Origin of the sequence: Arthrobacter sp. 9AX (assembly GCF_902506095.1) — a bacterium.
In the GTDB taxonomy this organism is placed as follows: Bacteria; Actinomycetota; Actinomycetes; order Actinomycetales; family Micrococcaceae; genus Arthrobacter.
This window is the reverse complement of the sequence record NZ_LR733293.1, coordinates 4,136,382-4,149,557: the sequence shown is the minus strand read 5'-3', so window position 1 is coordinate 4,149,557 and position 13,176 is coordinate 4,136,382. Positions and strand designations below refer to the sequence as shown.

The 13,176-nt window shown below is 62.8% G+C and carries 11 protein-coding genes and 1 pseudogene; 4 read left to right on the top strand and 8 right to left on the bottom strand.

Going from position 1 to position 13,176, the window contains the following annotated elements; translation table 11 throughout:
• Nucleotides 1-3: 3 nt before the first annotated feature.
• Together BACI348_RS19245 and BACI348_RS19240 are read left to right on the top strand one after the other, a co-directional pair.
• Nucleotides 4-3,195, top strand: a complete 3,192-nt coding sequence (locus tag BACI348_RS19245) for an HAD-IA family hydrolase (protein WP_159829272.1) — start codon at nucleotides 4-6, stop codon at nucleotides 3,193-3,195.
• Complete coding sequence (locus BACI348_RS19240) at nucleotides 3,192-4,217, top strand: 6-phosphofructokinase (RefSeq protein ID WP_159829270.1); 1,026 nt, start codon at nucleotides 3,192-3,194, stop codon at nucleotides 4,215-4,217. Before BACI348_RS19245 ends, BACI348_RS19240 begins: the two co-directional genes overlap by 4 nt.
• A gap of 3 nt (nucleotides 4,218-4,220) precedes the next feature.
• Here BACI348_RS19240 and BACI348_RS19235 read toward each other — a convergent pair whose 3' ends face one another.
• The 4 genes and pseudogenes from BACI348_RS19235 to BACI348_RS19225 all read right to left on the bottom strand — a co-directional run bounded on the left by BACI348_RS19235 (nucleotide 4,221) and on the right by BACI348_RS19225 (nucleotide 8,529).
• On the bottom strand, nucleotides 4,221-4,943 hold the full coding sequence (locus tag BACI348_RS19235) for a zinc-binding alcohol dehydrogenase family protein (protein ID WP_442858517.1): 723 nt from the start codon (nucleotides 4,941-4,943) through the stop codon (nucleotides 4,221-4,223).
• Between the two features lie 17 nt (nucleotides 4,944-4,960).
• Nucleotides 4,961-5,191: pseudogene (locus tag BACI348_RS21175) on the bottom strand (alcohol dehydrogenase catalytic domain-containing protein); the annotation flags it as partial.
• A gap of 103 nt (nucleotides 5,192-5,294) precedes the next feature.
• The gene (locus tag BACI348_RS19230; RefSeq protein ID WP_159829268.1) at nucleotides 5,295-7,751 is read right to left on the bottom strand and encodes an HAD-IC family P-type ATPase; all 2,457 of its coding nucleotides are present in this window, start codon (nucleotides 7,749-7,751) and stop codon (nucleotides 5,295-5,297) included.
• A gap of 316 nt (nucleotides 7,752-8,067) precedes the next feature.
• A complete protein-coding gene (locus BACI348_RS19225) occupies nucleotides 8,068-8,529 on the bottom strand; it encodes a pyridoxamine 5'-phosphate oxidase family protein (protein WP_159829266.1) in 462 nt (153 codons plus the stop codon).
• Nucleotides 8,530-8,783: 254 nt separating this feature from the next.
• Here BACI348_RS19225 and BACI348_RS19220 point away from each other — a divergent pair, with 254 nt between their 5' ends.
• On the top strand, nucleotides 8,784-10,439 hold the full coding sequence (locus BACI348_RS19220) for a GAF domain-containing sensor histidine kinase (RefSeq protein ID WP_159830343.1): 1,656 nt from the start codon (nucleotides 8,784-8,786) through the stop codon (nucleotides 10,437-10,439).
• A 43-nt stretch (nucleotides 10,440-10,482) separates the two neighbouring features.
• On the opposite strand, the gene BACI348_RS19215 is transcribed toward BACI348_RS19220, so the two are convergent.
• Complete coding sequence (locus tag BACI348_RS19215) at nucleotides 10,483-11,163, bottom strand: response regulator (RefSeq protein WP_159829264.1); 681 nt, start codon at nucleotides 11,161-11,163, stop codon at nucleotides 10,483-10,485.
• A 258-nt stretch (nucleotides 11,164-11,421) separates the two neighbouring features.
• Here BACI348_RS19215 and BACI348_RS19210 point away from each other — a divergent pair, with 258 nt between their 5' ends.
• On the top strand, nucleotides 11,422-11,862 hold the full coding sequence (locus BACI348_RS19210) for a universal stress protein (protein ID WP_159829262.1): 441 nt from the start codon (nucleotides 11,422-11,424) through the stop codon (nucleotides 11,860-11,862).
• A gap of 18 nt (nucleotides 11,863-11,880) precedes the next feature.
• Here the strand turns inward: BACI348_RS19210 and BACI348_RS19205 are convergent, their stop codons facing one another.
• From BACI348_RS19205 to BACI348_RS19195, 3 genes are all read right to left on the bottom strand, one after another.
• A complete protein-coding gene (locus BACI348_RS19205) occupies nucleotides 11,881-12,408 on the bottom strand; it encodes a hemerythrin domain-containing protein (RefSeq protein WP_159829260.1) in 528 nt (175 codons plus the stop codon).
• Nucleotides 12,405-12,653 (bottom strand): DUF3040 domain-containing protein, encoded by a 249-nt coding sequence (locus BACI348_RS19200; protein WP_159829258.1) that lies wholly within the window; start codon nucleotides 12,651-12,653, stop codon nucleotides 12,405-12,407. The genes BACI348_RS19205 and BACI348_RS19200 overlap by 4 nt, the downstream gene beginning before the upstream one ends.
• A gap of 112 nt (nucleotides 12,654-12,765) precedes the next feature.
• Nucleotides 12,766-13,023, bottom strand: a complete 258-nt coding sequence (locus BACI348_RS19195; protein ID WP_159829256.1) for an SHOCT domain-containing protein — start codon at nucleotides 13,021-13,023, stop codon at nucleotides 12,766-12,768.
• Between the last annotated feature and the right edge of the window lie 153 nt (nucleotides 13,024-13,176).

Genomic DNA, 13,176 nt, shown 5'->3' with positions numbered 1-13,176 from the left:
GACATGAGCGACTCGCCCACTGCAGCTGCCGCCAGGCCGCCTTTTGATGCCGTCATCTTCGACCTCGACGGGGTAGTGACCAACACGGCACTGGTCCATCAGGCCGCCTGGAAGGAGGCCTTCGAGCGGACCCTGGAGGACCCCCGGATACCAGACACCGCCGACAGGTCGCCCTTCTCCAAAGCCGACTACCGGACTTACGTCGACGGCCTCCCCAGAGAGGAAGGAGTACTGAAGTTCCTGTCCTCCAGAGGAGTGGAGATTGAGCGCGGGTCTGACAGGGACGGGCCCGAAGCCTGGACAGCCTTCGGGCTCGGTGCACTGAAGAATCATTTCTTCCTCCAGCGCCTGAGCCAGAACGGAGTCCAGAGTTATCCCGGAACCTTGCAACTCCTGCAAAGGCTTACCGACGCGGGAGTCCCCACTGCAGTGGTCACATCCAGCCGCAACGCCTCCTCGGTTCTGAACGCGGCCAGCATTCCGGAAGTCTTCAGCGTCATCCTCGACGGGACTGCTGCAGCAAATCTCGGACTGCGGGGAAAACCTGCTCCTGACGTATTCCTTGCCGCGGCATCCCGGCTGGGAGTATCGCCATCCCACGCGGTGGTCATCGAGGACTCGGTCGCGGGAGTACAGGCAGCCCACCGCGGAGGATTCGGACTTGTGGTGGGGATTGACCGCAGCGGGACCCGGCGGGAACTCGAGGCTGCCGGAGCCGGCACAGTCCTGAACGATGTCGGTGAACTGGACCTGGGCCTCGTCCTTGGCGATCCCTGGCAACTCATCTACGAAGGCTTCGACGCCTGGCACGAAGGACACCGCGAAGCCCTCACCACCCTGGGCAACGGCTACCTGGCCGTACGGGGCGCATCCCCCGAGGGGGGCGGACACTTCAGGTACCCCGGCATGTACCTGGCGGGCGTCTATAACCGCGTACCTGCCGAAATCGCCGGGGAAGTGCTGGTGGAGGAACATCTGGTCAATGCCCCGGACTGCCTTTGCCTGGACTTGCGGATGGCCCACGGACAGTGGTGGTCGGCAGGAGGAATGATCCTGCTGCGCGAACGCCGCACCCTCGATCTTCAAAGGGCCGTCCTGGAACGGAGACTGCTGCTGGAAGATCCGGACAAGCGCCGGATGGAAATTATCCAGACCCGGTTCGTGTCCATGGCCGACCCCCACCTGCTGGCCCTCGAAACGAAAATCACAGCGTTGGGCTGGAGCGGTGCAGTGGAAGTGCGCAGCGGCGTAAACACCGGGGTCAGGAACGCGAACATTCCTGAACCGGCGTCCAGCCCCGGAATTCACTTGGAAGACCGAACACCGGCCGGGAACGGCGCCGGGGCCGCGGCCTTGGAGGACATTTCAGTCGTGGAGGCTGAAACCACGCAAAGCCAGATTCGGATTGCTGCGGCGTTCCGCACTTGTTTGGCCGGGCAACCAGGCGCAGGACAGCCAGGCAGGGAGGGCGGTTTTCACTTCCGGACATTCCCTGTACTCCTGGTGGATGGAGTGCCGGCAAGGATCAGCAAGACGGTGGCTGTGGTGACATCACGGGACCGGGCGATCTCCTCCCCGGCCTCTGCTGCCCGGGCCGTCCTGGAACAGGCTGGCGGTGACATCGACGCCCTTCGGTCTGCCCACGAGGAGGCCTGGCGCCGTGAGCTGCGCCCGTTCCTGGTGGACATTGATGCTCCGGTTCAGGTGCGCCTGGTCCTCAACCTCCATATCTTCCACGTGCTCCAGACTCTGACCCGCCATACGGCGGAATTGGATGCGGGAGTCACTGCCCGGGGACTCCACGGCGAGGGATACCGCGGCCATGTCTTTTGGGATGAACTCTTTGTGTTGCCGCTCCTGACCTCCAGAACGCCCGAAGTCGCCCGCTCCCTCATCGACTACCGGTGGCGCAGGCTTCCGTCCGCCCGGCACGCGGCCGCGCTCCAAGGCTATTCAGGGGCGAAATTCCCGTGGCAAAGCGGCAGCGACGGCAGGGAAGAAACTCCGAAGTGGCTGTATAACGACAGGTCCGGACGCTGGGTGAAGGACCACTCGCACCTGCAGTTGCACGCCGGCCTGGCGGTAGCCTTCAACGCCTGGCAGTACTACCAGGCCACCAACGACAAAGCCTGGCTTCTGCGGAAGGGCTCCGAACTGGTGATGGATGTTGCCCGTTTCTTCGCCTCACGGGCCGAGTACAGTCAGGACGCCGGACGCTATCATCTGCGCGGTGTTGTGGGGCCGGACGAGTATCACACGGGATATCCCGGCACTCCGGATCCGGGGCTGGACGACAACGCCTATACAAACGTGATGGCAGCCTGGGTTTGCCTTCGCGCGGGGGAGATTATCTCCACTTTCCAAGGTGACGATCTGAGGGGACTGCTGGAGCGTCTGGACATCAGCAGCGAGGAGATAGCTGGCTGGGAGCAGGTAGGCAAGGCACTCTTCGTCCCCTTCCACACCGACGGAGTCATCAGCCAGTTCGCCGGCTACGAACAGCTCGAGGAACTCGATTGGGAACGGTACCGGGAGGCCTACGACAGCATTGAGCGGCTGGACCTGATTCTGGAAGCCGAAGGAGACGAAACCAACCGCTACAAGCTCGCCAAACAGGCCGATGTCCTGATGCTGCCCTACCTTCTGGGCCATGAAGGTCTCATCATTCTGCTGTCGGAACTGGGATACGACTTCACAGCCGACCAGTTGAACGCAACCATCGAGTACTACCTCTCCCGGACAGCTCACGGATCCACACTGAGCCGTGTTGCCCACGCCTCCGTCCTGGCCGCGCTGGATGCCGACCGTGCTTGGGACAGTTTCCGTGAAGCGCTCGACGCGGACCTCGACGACACCCAGCACGGAACCACGCGGGCCGGCATTCACCTCGGCGCGATGGCCGGCACCATCGATGTCATCCAACGAAGTTTCGCAGGGCTGCGGTTCGCCGGTGACACGATCGTTTTCGCCCCCAACCTGCCCACAGGTCTCCAAACCGTCGGCTTCAATGTCCGCTACCGGGGACATCACCTGAAAGTGGAACTCAAGGACGACGGTCACCTGAATATTGCTTCCGGTCCTGGAGATGCCGACCCGATCAGCGTGCGGGTCAACGGCAGGGAAACCGTACTGCAGGCCGGTCAGGCCAAGGCGTTCCTCCTGCCTGCCACAACGCAGGGGTTGGCCGCATCATGAAGCGACTTGGAATCCTGACAAGCGGGGGTGACTGCCCCGGTGTGAACGCAGTGATCCGCGGAGCTGTACTGGGAGGTGAGGTCGTCCACGGATACGGTTTCCTGGGTTTCCGTGACGGGTGGCGGGGAGTCCTGGAACAGGACCTGTTTCCCTTGCCCCGGCGCAGCGTCCGGGGCATCTCCCGGCTGGGCGGAACGATCCTGGGCACATCCCGCACCAATCCGCTGAAGGAGGGCGGGATCGACGCCGTGCGGGACAGCTTGCGGCGCAACGGTCTCGAGGGTCTTATTGCGATCGGCGGCGAGGGAACGCTGGCGGCCGCAAGAGAGCTGTCCAATCAGGAAATCAACGTAATTGGTGTGCCCAAGACAATCGATAACGATCTCGGCGCCACGGACTACACCTTCGGGTTTGATACCGCCGTCCAAACCGCAACGCAGGCCATCGACAGGCTGAGGACCACAGGGGAGTCACACCACCGGTGCATGATCGCCGAGGTCATGGGCCGGAACGCCGGCTGGATCGCGCTGCACGCGGGGATGGCCTCAGGTGCCCATGCCATCCTGATTCCCGAACACCCGGTGTCTTTGGACCAGATCTCGGCCTGGGTACTGTCAGCACGCGACCGTGGGCGGGCGCCCCTGGTCGTGGTCGCTGAAGCGTTCGCACTGGAGGGGCAGGAGGCACCGTATGCGCCGCGGGGCCTTGACACCTTTGGCCGACCCCGGCTCGGCGGCATCGGCCGTTTACTGGAACAGCAGCTGCAGGAACGGACGGGCATTGAAACGCGGGCCACCGTGCTGGGTCATATTCAACGAGGCGGGGAGCCCACCGCCTACGACCGGGTGCTCGCCACGCGGCTGGGACTTGCCGCTGTTGAAGCTGCGGCGACCGGCAGTTGGGGAACCATGGTGTCCCTGCACGGCACGGACATCGTTACTGTTGGGCTGGAGCTCGCTCTCGGAAACTTGAAAGTGGTCCCGGAGGCGCGGTACCGGGAGGCTGCAGTGCTTTTTGGCTGATCCTCATGGGCGCACACGCAGCACGGCCGAGCCGGTGATTTTGTCTGAAGCGAGATCGGCAAGAGCGACGTCTGCGGCGTCGAAGGGGTACACGGTGGTCATGGGACGCAACGGAATTTCAGACGCCAGGGCCAGGAATTCACGCCCGTCAGCCCGGGTGTTTGCTGTAACGCTGCGCACTTGCCGCTCATAGAAGAGATGCGCGTTGTAATCCAGGGCCGGTATGCCGCTGAGGTGGATGCCGGCAATCGCCAGTGTCCCGCCGCGGTCAAGGGCCTGAAGCGCCACCGGAACGAGATCGCCCACCGGAGCAAAAAGAATGGCAGCATCCAGGAGTACCGGCGGACTGTCATACGCGCCTCCGACATATGCTGCCCCGAGCTGCCGGGCAAGGGCACGGGCCTCCTCTGAGCGGGTCATGACGAAGACCGACGCGCCCTGGTACATCGCCATCTGAGCGGTCAAGTGGGCTGAGCTGCCGAATCCGTAGATGCCCAGGCGCCCCCCGGCCGCGATGTTCGCCCGTTTCAGTGCCCGGTAACCGATGATGCCTGAACACAGCAGCGGCGCTGCTTCAGCATCGCTGAATGCCTCCGGAATGAGGTAGGCGAAGTCCTGGGAGACGGTAAGTTGCTGTGCATAGCCGCCGTCCTTGTGCCATCCGGTGAAGACGGGCGCCGAACACAGGTTTTCGTCACCCCGGCGGCAGTAGGGACATGTGCGCACACGCCGCCCAGCCAGGCAACGCCAACCCTGTCACCCGGTTGGAACCTGGAACTGCCCGGTCCGCTGTCAACGACCACTCCCACCGCCTCGTGCCCCGGGATAACGGCAGGCCGGCGGGGCTGGAGGTCACCTTCGGCCAGATGGAGGTCTGTCCGGCATACGCCGCAGACGCTCACATCCACCAGGAGTTCATTGGACGTGGGCTTTGGGTTCTTACGGGTACCCGTGACCAGGGGACGGGTGGCCATGGGGCCGGGTTGGCCCACCCACCAAGCAATCACCGTTCCCTCCTCCTCTTTCTCTATCTAACGCAACAACGGCAGGGCTCGGGACAACTCCCCGGAGCGAAGGTCACCTTCCCCTGTCGCCCTCCTGCTGACCGGTCAGGCGACGCTGGAAATAGCCGATCACTTCGACGGCAAGGCTGCCCGCTGCGGCCACCAGGACGGAAGCGGCCAGCAGGTCCGGAGGCGGCCAGTCGAGCCTGAAGAAGTCTTTCACCGCCGGGACGGTGAACAGGAGCACCAACCCCCCGTACATGCCAGCCAGAATGAGGGCCTTGGTCCGGTTGAGCGGCCGCGATGCCATCACCAGGATCCACGACGCCACCAGTGCCAGCGTCATGATGCTGACCGACTGGGAAGCCTCGGCACTGTGCTGTCCGGGGAAGCGGGCATAAATGCTCACTGCCAGCACGCACAGCGCGGCACAAAATCCAGCCGGCACCGAAAACGCCAGGGAGCGTCGAAGGAAACCAGGCGCGTAGCGGCGTTCGCTGGGCTGCAGCGCAAGGAAGAAAGCCGGAAGTCCGATGGTCAGTCCGTCAAGTACGGACAACTGGCGCGGAAGGAACGGAAAAGGCGACAGAAGCAGGGCAAACGTCAACGATATAACCGTTATGTACACGGTCTTGCTGAGGAAGACCAGGGAAACCCGCTCGATGTTGCTGATTGCCCGGCGCCCCTCCGCTACGACCGCCGGCAGCCTGTCGAAGCGTCCGTCCAGGAGGACAAGCCTTGCCACGGCCTTGGTTGCCGGCGATGCCGTATCCATGGCGATGCCAAGGTCGGCGTCCTTCAAAGCCAGGACATCATTGACCCCGTCTCCGGTCATAGCCACCGTATGCCCACACCGCTTCAGGGCTTGAACCATGTCACGTTTCTGGGCGGGGGTTACGCTTCCGAAAACGTGATGCCGCTCCACCGTTTCCTCCAGCAGCAGCGGATCTGTGGGAAGATTCCGGGCATCATAGGCCCCACCCTGTCCCAGCCCCACTTCCTGTGCAAGGACCGCTACGGTACGGGGGTCGTCTCCGGAGATGATTTTTAGGGCGACCCCCTGTTGCCGGAAGTATCCCAGGGTTTTCGGCGCTTCCTTCCGGATCTCCTCCCGGAAGGTCAGCACTACTACCGGTAGGAGCTCAGAGGGCAGGCTGCCGCTGCTCGAGGATGCGGTCAAGGGACCTGGAAGGTGGGCGAGAACCAGTGTCCGCAGCCCCGTGGATGCCAGCTTTGCGGCGACTCGGCGAGCATGCGCGCCGGATGAGGTCTTTCCCAGAACGAAGTCCGGAGCTCCGAGAATCCATGTGCCGGCTGCCGTCGATCCTGCCCGGAATGTCACGGCGCTCCATTTCCGGGCAGAGGCGAACGGCACTGACGATTCCTCCGACAGGAGCGCCTCAGCGGCAAAAGCGTCACCAATGGCCTTGGCGGTGGTGCTCGCTTCCGCTCTGGCGCCGAACCACTCCAGGGCCTTCCGCCATCCATCCGCCGGTGGTGTGCCAACGCCGTGGACGGCGTCGAATGTCAGGGAACCCGAGGACAGTGTGCCGGTTTTGTCCAGACACAGGACGTCAACTCTGGCCAATACTTCAACCGCCGCGAGCTCCTGGACCAGGACCATGTGGCGGGCGAGCCGGACGCCGCCCGCTGCAAAGGCGACACTGGTGAGCAAAACGAGGCCGAGCGGGATCATTGACATGATGCTGGCCACCAGGCCTACTGCCGCGGGTACCCAGCGGCCGGAGTCGAGAGCTTCAGCCCAGCCCCCGGCGTTCTGTATCTGGGCGTGGGTGACAAGTACCGCGGTCGGCAGGAGCAGCCACGTGATGACGCCTAGGACCTTGTCCAGGCCGGAGCGGATTTCGGAGGTGACCAGGGCGAATCGTTTGGCCTCCGCTGTCATCTTGTGAACCATGGTGTCCGTCCCCACACGCAAGACCAGTGCGCGGCCAGTGCCTGCCATGATCAGCGACCCGGACAGGAGAACCGCTCCGGGAGGCTTGGGCACAGGTTCGGACTCCCCGGTCAGGAAGGACTCGTCTGCCTCCACGAACCCTCCGTCCAGGAGGCGCACGTCGGCGGTGACCTGTTCCCCGGCGCTGAGCAGGACGATGTCGTCGGGGACCAGACTCTCCGCGGGGAGCTGCTGCGTTTTGCCGTCCCGAATAACCCTGCTTCTGGCCGCGTGGAGAATTGCCAGCCGGTCCAGGGATTGCTTCGCGTGGTATTCCTGAATGATACCGATCAGGGAATTTCCAAGCGCCGAAAAGCCAAAGAGCGCATCCCGCCACTGACCCAGCACCAGCAGCAGAATGAAGCACGCTGCCACGGTGCCGTTGAAAAGGGTCAGCACGTTCGCACGGACAATATCCCAGATGCTGCGGCTTGTGGCACCCGGGACGCTGTTGATCCGTCCGGCGTTCGTTCTTTCCAGGACCTCTGCGGAGGTAAGACCTAAGAGCACCGGCGGTGCCCCGGCGGCGTCGGACGCCAGTTGATGCTCGGTGGTTTTTCGCGCTTCAGACATCACTCAACCGACGAATTCCGTCCGTTATGGATCACGCCGGGCCTTGACCCAACGGACAGTGCAAGTGAAGGCGCACGCATAGGACAGTGAGGTCCGCACTCAAAGCATCAACCTCCGCCGGGAAGTCCTACGCTCTGCCTCGCCTCCTGGGACCCGTACTGCCGATGACCGCACCTTGGACCGGCGGGCACGGGAGGCTGCCGAGGGCAGAGCGGCATTGGAAGGGGAGGTGTCGTTGATGCCGACGGTGATGGGCTCGATGGCCTCCATTGCTTACCTTCCTTGGTGCCGGTGTTCGACTGTCCCGTCCTGTTCCTTACGCCTTCTCAGCCGGTTCCAGCGGGGCCCACCAGTGTGTAGGCGGGGCGATGACAAATCTCCGCCCGGTAACTTCCTCGGGTGTTACCCGGATGAGACTGTTCTTGGCTCCCGCCTGCCAGGGTGACAGCCCTGCCTCTGCCGCGTCCTGGATCTCTTCGGTGTCGTCCACGACGGCAGCGTGCCCCTTCACGACGACGCTCCAGGCGATGGTGCCGTACTGGTTCAGCCCGTCGGCCTCCAACGAGACGACCTGACGGCCGGCCGCTGCTTCCAACTTCGGTCCGCCACCCGTCCGTACCAGTAAGGTGCCGTTGCTCGGAACGTAGTTGACGGGGAAGATTTCCACTGTGTCGCCGTGCGTGAAGGCTATCCGGCAAAGGGACGTTGACCTGAGGTGTTTCCAGCATTCGTGAAGGCCGAGGGTTTCCGTTTCCGGTTCTGTTGCTGCTGTGTCCATGGCCGTAGCCTAGGCCGGGAAATACAGGCGAGGTAGGGGAGAAGGTCCCGCAGCGTCGAAAGGGGTCACAGCTGCCCGTCCCGGGCCTTGACCTCATCTTTTAGACTGGTCGCAGATATTCCTTCCCGCTCAGGCGAAGGTGACGTTGCCGGGGAAGCAACCTCCCCGGCCCATTGACACTGCTGAGGGCCTGCAGGGAAGCGGGCAGTTTCACAGGAGGTTCGGACGTGAGCACTGAGCCATGGCGCTCCCCCATGAAGCAAAGGGCGGAGGACCTCCTGCGGGACTTTGTGGCCCGCGCAGACGAACTGCTGCAGACCCAGGACCGAATGAACGGGCTGCTGTCGGCCGTCGTGGCCCTCGCCGAAGACTTGAGCCTGGAAGCCGTTTTGGACCGCCTGGTGCAGTCAGCCTGCGAACTTGTGGGCGCCAGATACGGGGCAATGGGCGTCATCGGTGAGGATCAGCAACTGAGCCATTTCATCACTGTTGGCATTGATGACGAAGGCATCCGGTCCATTGGGGATTTGCCAACAGGACACGGCGTCCTGGGCCTCCTTATCAGAGAGCCGCATCCTCTGAGGCTGCACGACCTCGGTCAGCATCCCATCGCCTCAGGCTTCCCCCGCAACCATCCCCCCATGAACACCTTCCTGGGCGTACCGGTGAGGGTCAGGGACGAAGTATTCGGCAACCTCTACCTCACGGAAAAGAAAGGCGGCCAGGATTTCACACCGGAGGACGAAGACCTGGCCATGGCCTTGGCCGCCGCTGCAGGTGTGGCCATTCAAAATGCCCGCCTATTCGAAGACAGCAAGCGGCGCCAGAAGTGGCTCGAAGCCGGAATGGAGCTGAGCAGCCGGCTGATCATGACGCCCCAGCCAGGGGATGCGGACAACCTGGAGCTCGTTGCCGAAACGGCCCTAAGAGTGTCCGGCGCCGCGCTTGCTGTAATTGCTGTCCCTGCGGGAGACGGTGTTTGGAGGTCCCGGTCCTCCCTCGGAGTCCAGGGCCTGCCTGCCGGGCAGGAAATCGCGGCTTCCGGCGTCGTGGCCGACGTCATCGAAACAGGGGAGTCCCGGGTGGTGCGGGATCCAGGCCAGGTGTTTGGTAACGAGGTCGCGGAAAAGCTGGGGTCAGTGTTGCTGTGCTCCATGGGCCACAGCCATTCTGAGAACGGAGTCTTGCTGCTTGCCCGTGCCCAGGGGGCAGCTGGCTACAACCAATCCGAGGTGGAATCCAGCTCGCTGTTCGCAAGCCGGATTGGGCTGGCACTGGACTTGGCCCGTGTCCATGCCCTCCGTGAACAAAATCTCCTGTTTACGGACCGGGAACGAATTGCCCGGGACCTGCACGACCTTGTAATCCAACGGCTGTTCGCCGCCGGGCTCAGCATCCAGAGCCTGCGCCGCTATACCTTGGACCCTGTTGCCCATGAACGGATTGCGGCCGTAACTTCTGAGCTGGACGACACCATCAAGAAGCTACGGGACACGATTTACTCGCTCCGGACAGGAGAGGAAGACCGCGAGCCGCTCACCACCCGCGTATTGCAGGTGGTCCAGCATAATTCCCGCAACTATGCGGTGGAACCAACACTGGCTTTTGCCGGGCCAGTGGACGATGCAGTCCCGGAAAATGTGGCCGGGCATTTACTCTCGGTTCTCTCTGAGGGACTGAGCAACGCTTCCCGGCACTCAGGGGCGAAGGAGATCCGCGTGACCTTATCGGTCGCGGAAAATCAGGTTGAGCTGGTGATCCAGGACAACGGCTCCGGGTTTGAAGAACCGGTACGGGTCAGCGGCCTGGCCAATATGCGGCACCGTGCAGAGTTGCTGGGCGGCGGCTTCACTATTCAAAGCGATTTAGGGGAGGGCACCCGGATTAGGTGGTCCGCCGATCTTCGTTGACCTGAACCGGCAGGCAACGTGCGCTGCCGGTCCCGGCGTCCGTTTATTGCGCGTCCTCGGCATTTCTGGTGACGTAAACGGCAGCCTGTGTCCGTCGCTCAAATCCCAGTTTCGCCAAGATGGACGATACGTAGTTCTTCACTGTTTTTTCGGCCAGGAAGAGTTCATCTCCGATCTGGCGGTTGGTCAGTCCTTGGCCGATCAACGCCAGGACCTTTTTCTCCTGGGCGCTGAGACCTTCGAGCCGAGGGTCGGTCCGGGCCTTGGTGATGCCCTCGATAATCCGCTGTTCAACTCCGGGTTCAAACAGTGATTCACCCGCCGCGGCCCTGCGGATCCCGGCGAGGAGGTCATCGCTGCGAATCTGTTTCAGAACATAGCCGGACGCACCTGCCAGCACTGCGCCGCGGATTGCCTGCTCGTCGTCATAGCTGGTCAGGATCAGGCAATGCAGGCTGGGATCGAGGGAGCGCACGTCCCGGCATACTTCGATTCCGGTGCCGTCGGGGAGCCGTCCGTCCAAGATCGCGATGTCCGGATGCAGAGCAGGGATACGCCTCGTCGCTTCTGCCGCCGAGCCGCTTTCTCCGACCACCACAAATCCTTCACCCTCAAGCAGGTCCTTCAGTCCCTGCCGGACAAGTTCGTGGTCATCGAGAATGTAAACCCGTATCGGTTCCCGGGGATCGGCGACTCCATCCGATACCGAATCATGCCTTTGCACTCAACGCTCCTCATTCGATCAGCCCCCAGCCTGCACGGTGTGCGAGGCAGCCCTTGTGAAGGGCCTGTTGCTCATTCTTCCGTGGCAGGGTCTCCGCTGCTAGGGACCAAAGACCGGAAAACGGGCATTGCCTCACTTTGGCCTGGGCGCTCCGGGGCCCTGTTCTCGGTTCCCCTCATGACTTTCGGCCCTGTCCACGGCAACACAGAACGTTTCATTCTGGGAGCAGAGACCTCTAAAGAGAACGGAGCGCGAGGTATGGCGCCGGAACCACCAAAGATTCTGGTGGGCGTCGATGGTTCTGACGCTTGCATTGAAGCCCTCCGGGTAGCCGGGGCACTGGCTGGTCCTCTTGGAGCGCCGGTGGAGGCCTGGGCATGCTGGGACGTTCCCCCGGGTTACGGGATCTATCTCATGGTGGGGACCGAGGGATTCAAATACGCCGCCAAAGAGGTTCTCGAGCACACCCTTCAGACGGCATTCGGCGGGGAACGCCCGGAATCTTTCCGGGCCCGGCTGGTGCAGGGCAAGGCTGCGCCGATCCTGATCGAGGGCACCCGGGACGCCTCACTGCTTATCGTGGGAAGGCGCGGGCACGGAAGCTTTGTGCCCGGTTCCGTCAGTTCAGCCTGCGTCAGCCACGCCCATTGCCCTGTTCTGGTGGTGCACGATACCGGGAAAGATGACGGCAGAGAATAGATTGCCGGGGGCGGCGAGTCAGCGATGGTGTGTGTTGTTGCCGTCGTGTCCTTTGGCATGACTGGCGCCTTCCCCTGTCAATTCGTGCAGCCCCGCCACTGCTTCGGCGAGGGACAAATCAGGGGAATCGACGATAAATGGCATCAGGAGGTTGTTTTCCTTATCCAGGTGCAGGGCGAAAATCCGTTGGATGGCCCCGCCTGCCACTGCCGACGCAAGACCGTTGGATGTGCGCAGTTCCTCCACAAGGTCGACTATCACACGATGCTCAGCCAGCATCCCTTCCACCAAGAGCCTGCCCTCGGGCTTAGCACCCGGTCCTGCGTATAAAGGTCCCTCTTCGGCCAGCGCATGGGGAACAAGGTCCCTGTCGCACCAATCCAGAAGCGCCGCCTGGGCTTTCTGTTCGGCAGCCGCATCGTCTTCTTGAACAGCATCGGTCAATCGCCCGACAAGGCCGTTCAGCTGCCTGAGCATGTCGGCATGATGCTCCTGAACTGCCTGCAGTGACCGTGCCTCGGACGCGGCATTCTTGCCATGGTTCATGATTCCCGAGCTCCTTGCCTGCCCCCGGCCAAAATTCGGCACACGTCCGTTGTGCTCCAATACCCGGCAGCGCTCATGACAGCAAATCCGGTAATCCCCAGCAGCGGAGCCTTGAGCATCAGACCGACCACCAGGATGAGCATGAAGGCATCCTGGCCAAGCAGCACGGCAAGCCGGGGATCGTCCTTCCCGAGGCCATTGCTGATTCTTTCGAGCTCCCGTTTCTCGAATTCCGAAAGCGGCACGGTGGCCTCCAGTGTGTATGTCTTCTTGTGCTTTGAATTGTCACGCCGCTGGAGCGGCCGGTTCCCGCCAGGCCCCCCAGCGCCATGACCGGACGCTGGCCCAAAGCGGTAGCTATGTGCCCGGACGCCGGCGCAGGACATTAAGTCTGTCCTGATATTCCGTGGCGTCGATTTCCTCACGCGCGAAGCGTTCAGCCAGCAGGTCCTCGGCCGTCCTGGGGGAGGGGAACTGCTGGTTCTGCTGGTTTGGGGTGCGCAGGGAACGTGCCAGCAGGATGATGCCCGCTATGATCGCCCCCCACACGACCAGCATGCTGATACTCATCATCGTGTAGCCCCAAACGCCCATGTCGCCATCCCAGCTGTGCATCGAAATTGCCCTTCGGCCTTGGCGGCAGTCCGTTGGCCGCCTATGCCTTCTCAGTATCAGCGTGAACGTGGCGTGGCGGCAGAGCCATTGGTCCCAACAGTGCTGGAAGTTGCATCCGCCGGGGCTTTCGGCACTGTTGGCGGGACCGGACAC

Bases quoted from the DNA above. Each gene is read 5' to 3' on its own strand.
- BACI348_RS19245 (WP_159829272.1), top strand. From the start codon at position 4: ATGAGCGACTCGCCCACTGCAGCTGCCGCCAGGCCGCCTTTTGATGCC.
- BACI348_RS19240 (WP_159829270.1), top strand. From the start codon at position 3,192: ATGAAGCGACTTGGAATCCTGACAAGCGGGGGTGACTGCCCCGGTGTG.
- BACI348_RS19230 (WP_159829268.1), bottom strand. From the start codon at position 7,751: ATGTCTGAAGCGCGAAAAACCACCGAGCATCAACTGGCGTCCGACGCC.
- BACI348_RS19225 (WP_159829266.1), bottom strand. From the start codon at position 8,529: ATGGACACAGCAGCAACAGAACCGGAAACGGAAACCCTCGGCCTTCAC.
- BACI348_RS19220 (WP_159830343.1), top strand. From the start codon at position 8,784: ATGAAGCAAAGGGCGGAGGACCTCCTGCGGGACTTTGTGGCCCGCGCA.
- BACI348_RS19210 (WP_159829262.1), top strand. From the start codon at position 11,422: ATGGCGCCGGAACCACCAAAGATTCTGGTGGGCGTCGATGGTTCTGAC.
- BACI348_RS19205 (WP_159829260.1), bottom strand. From the start codon at position 12,408: ATGAACCATGGCAAGAATGCCGCGTCCGAGGCACGGTCACTGCAGGCA.
- BACI348_RS19195 (WP_159829256.1), bottom strand. From the start codon at position 13,023: ATGCACAGCTGGGATGGCGACATGGGCGTTTGGGGCTACACGATGATG.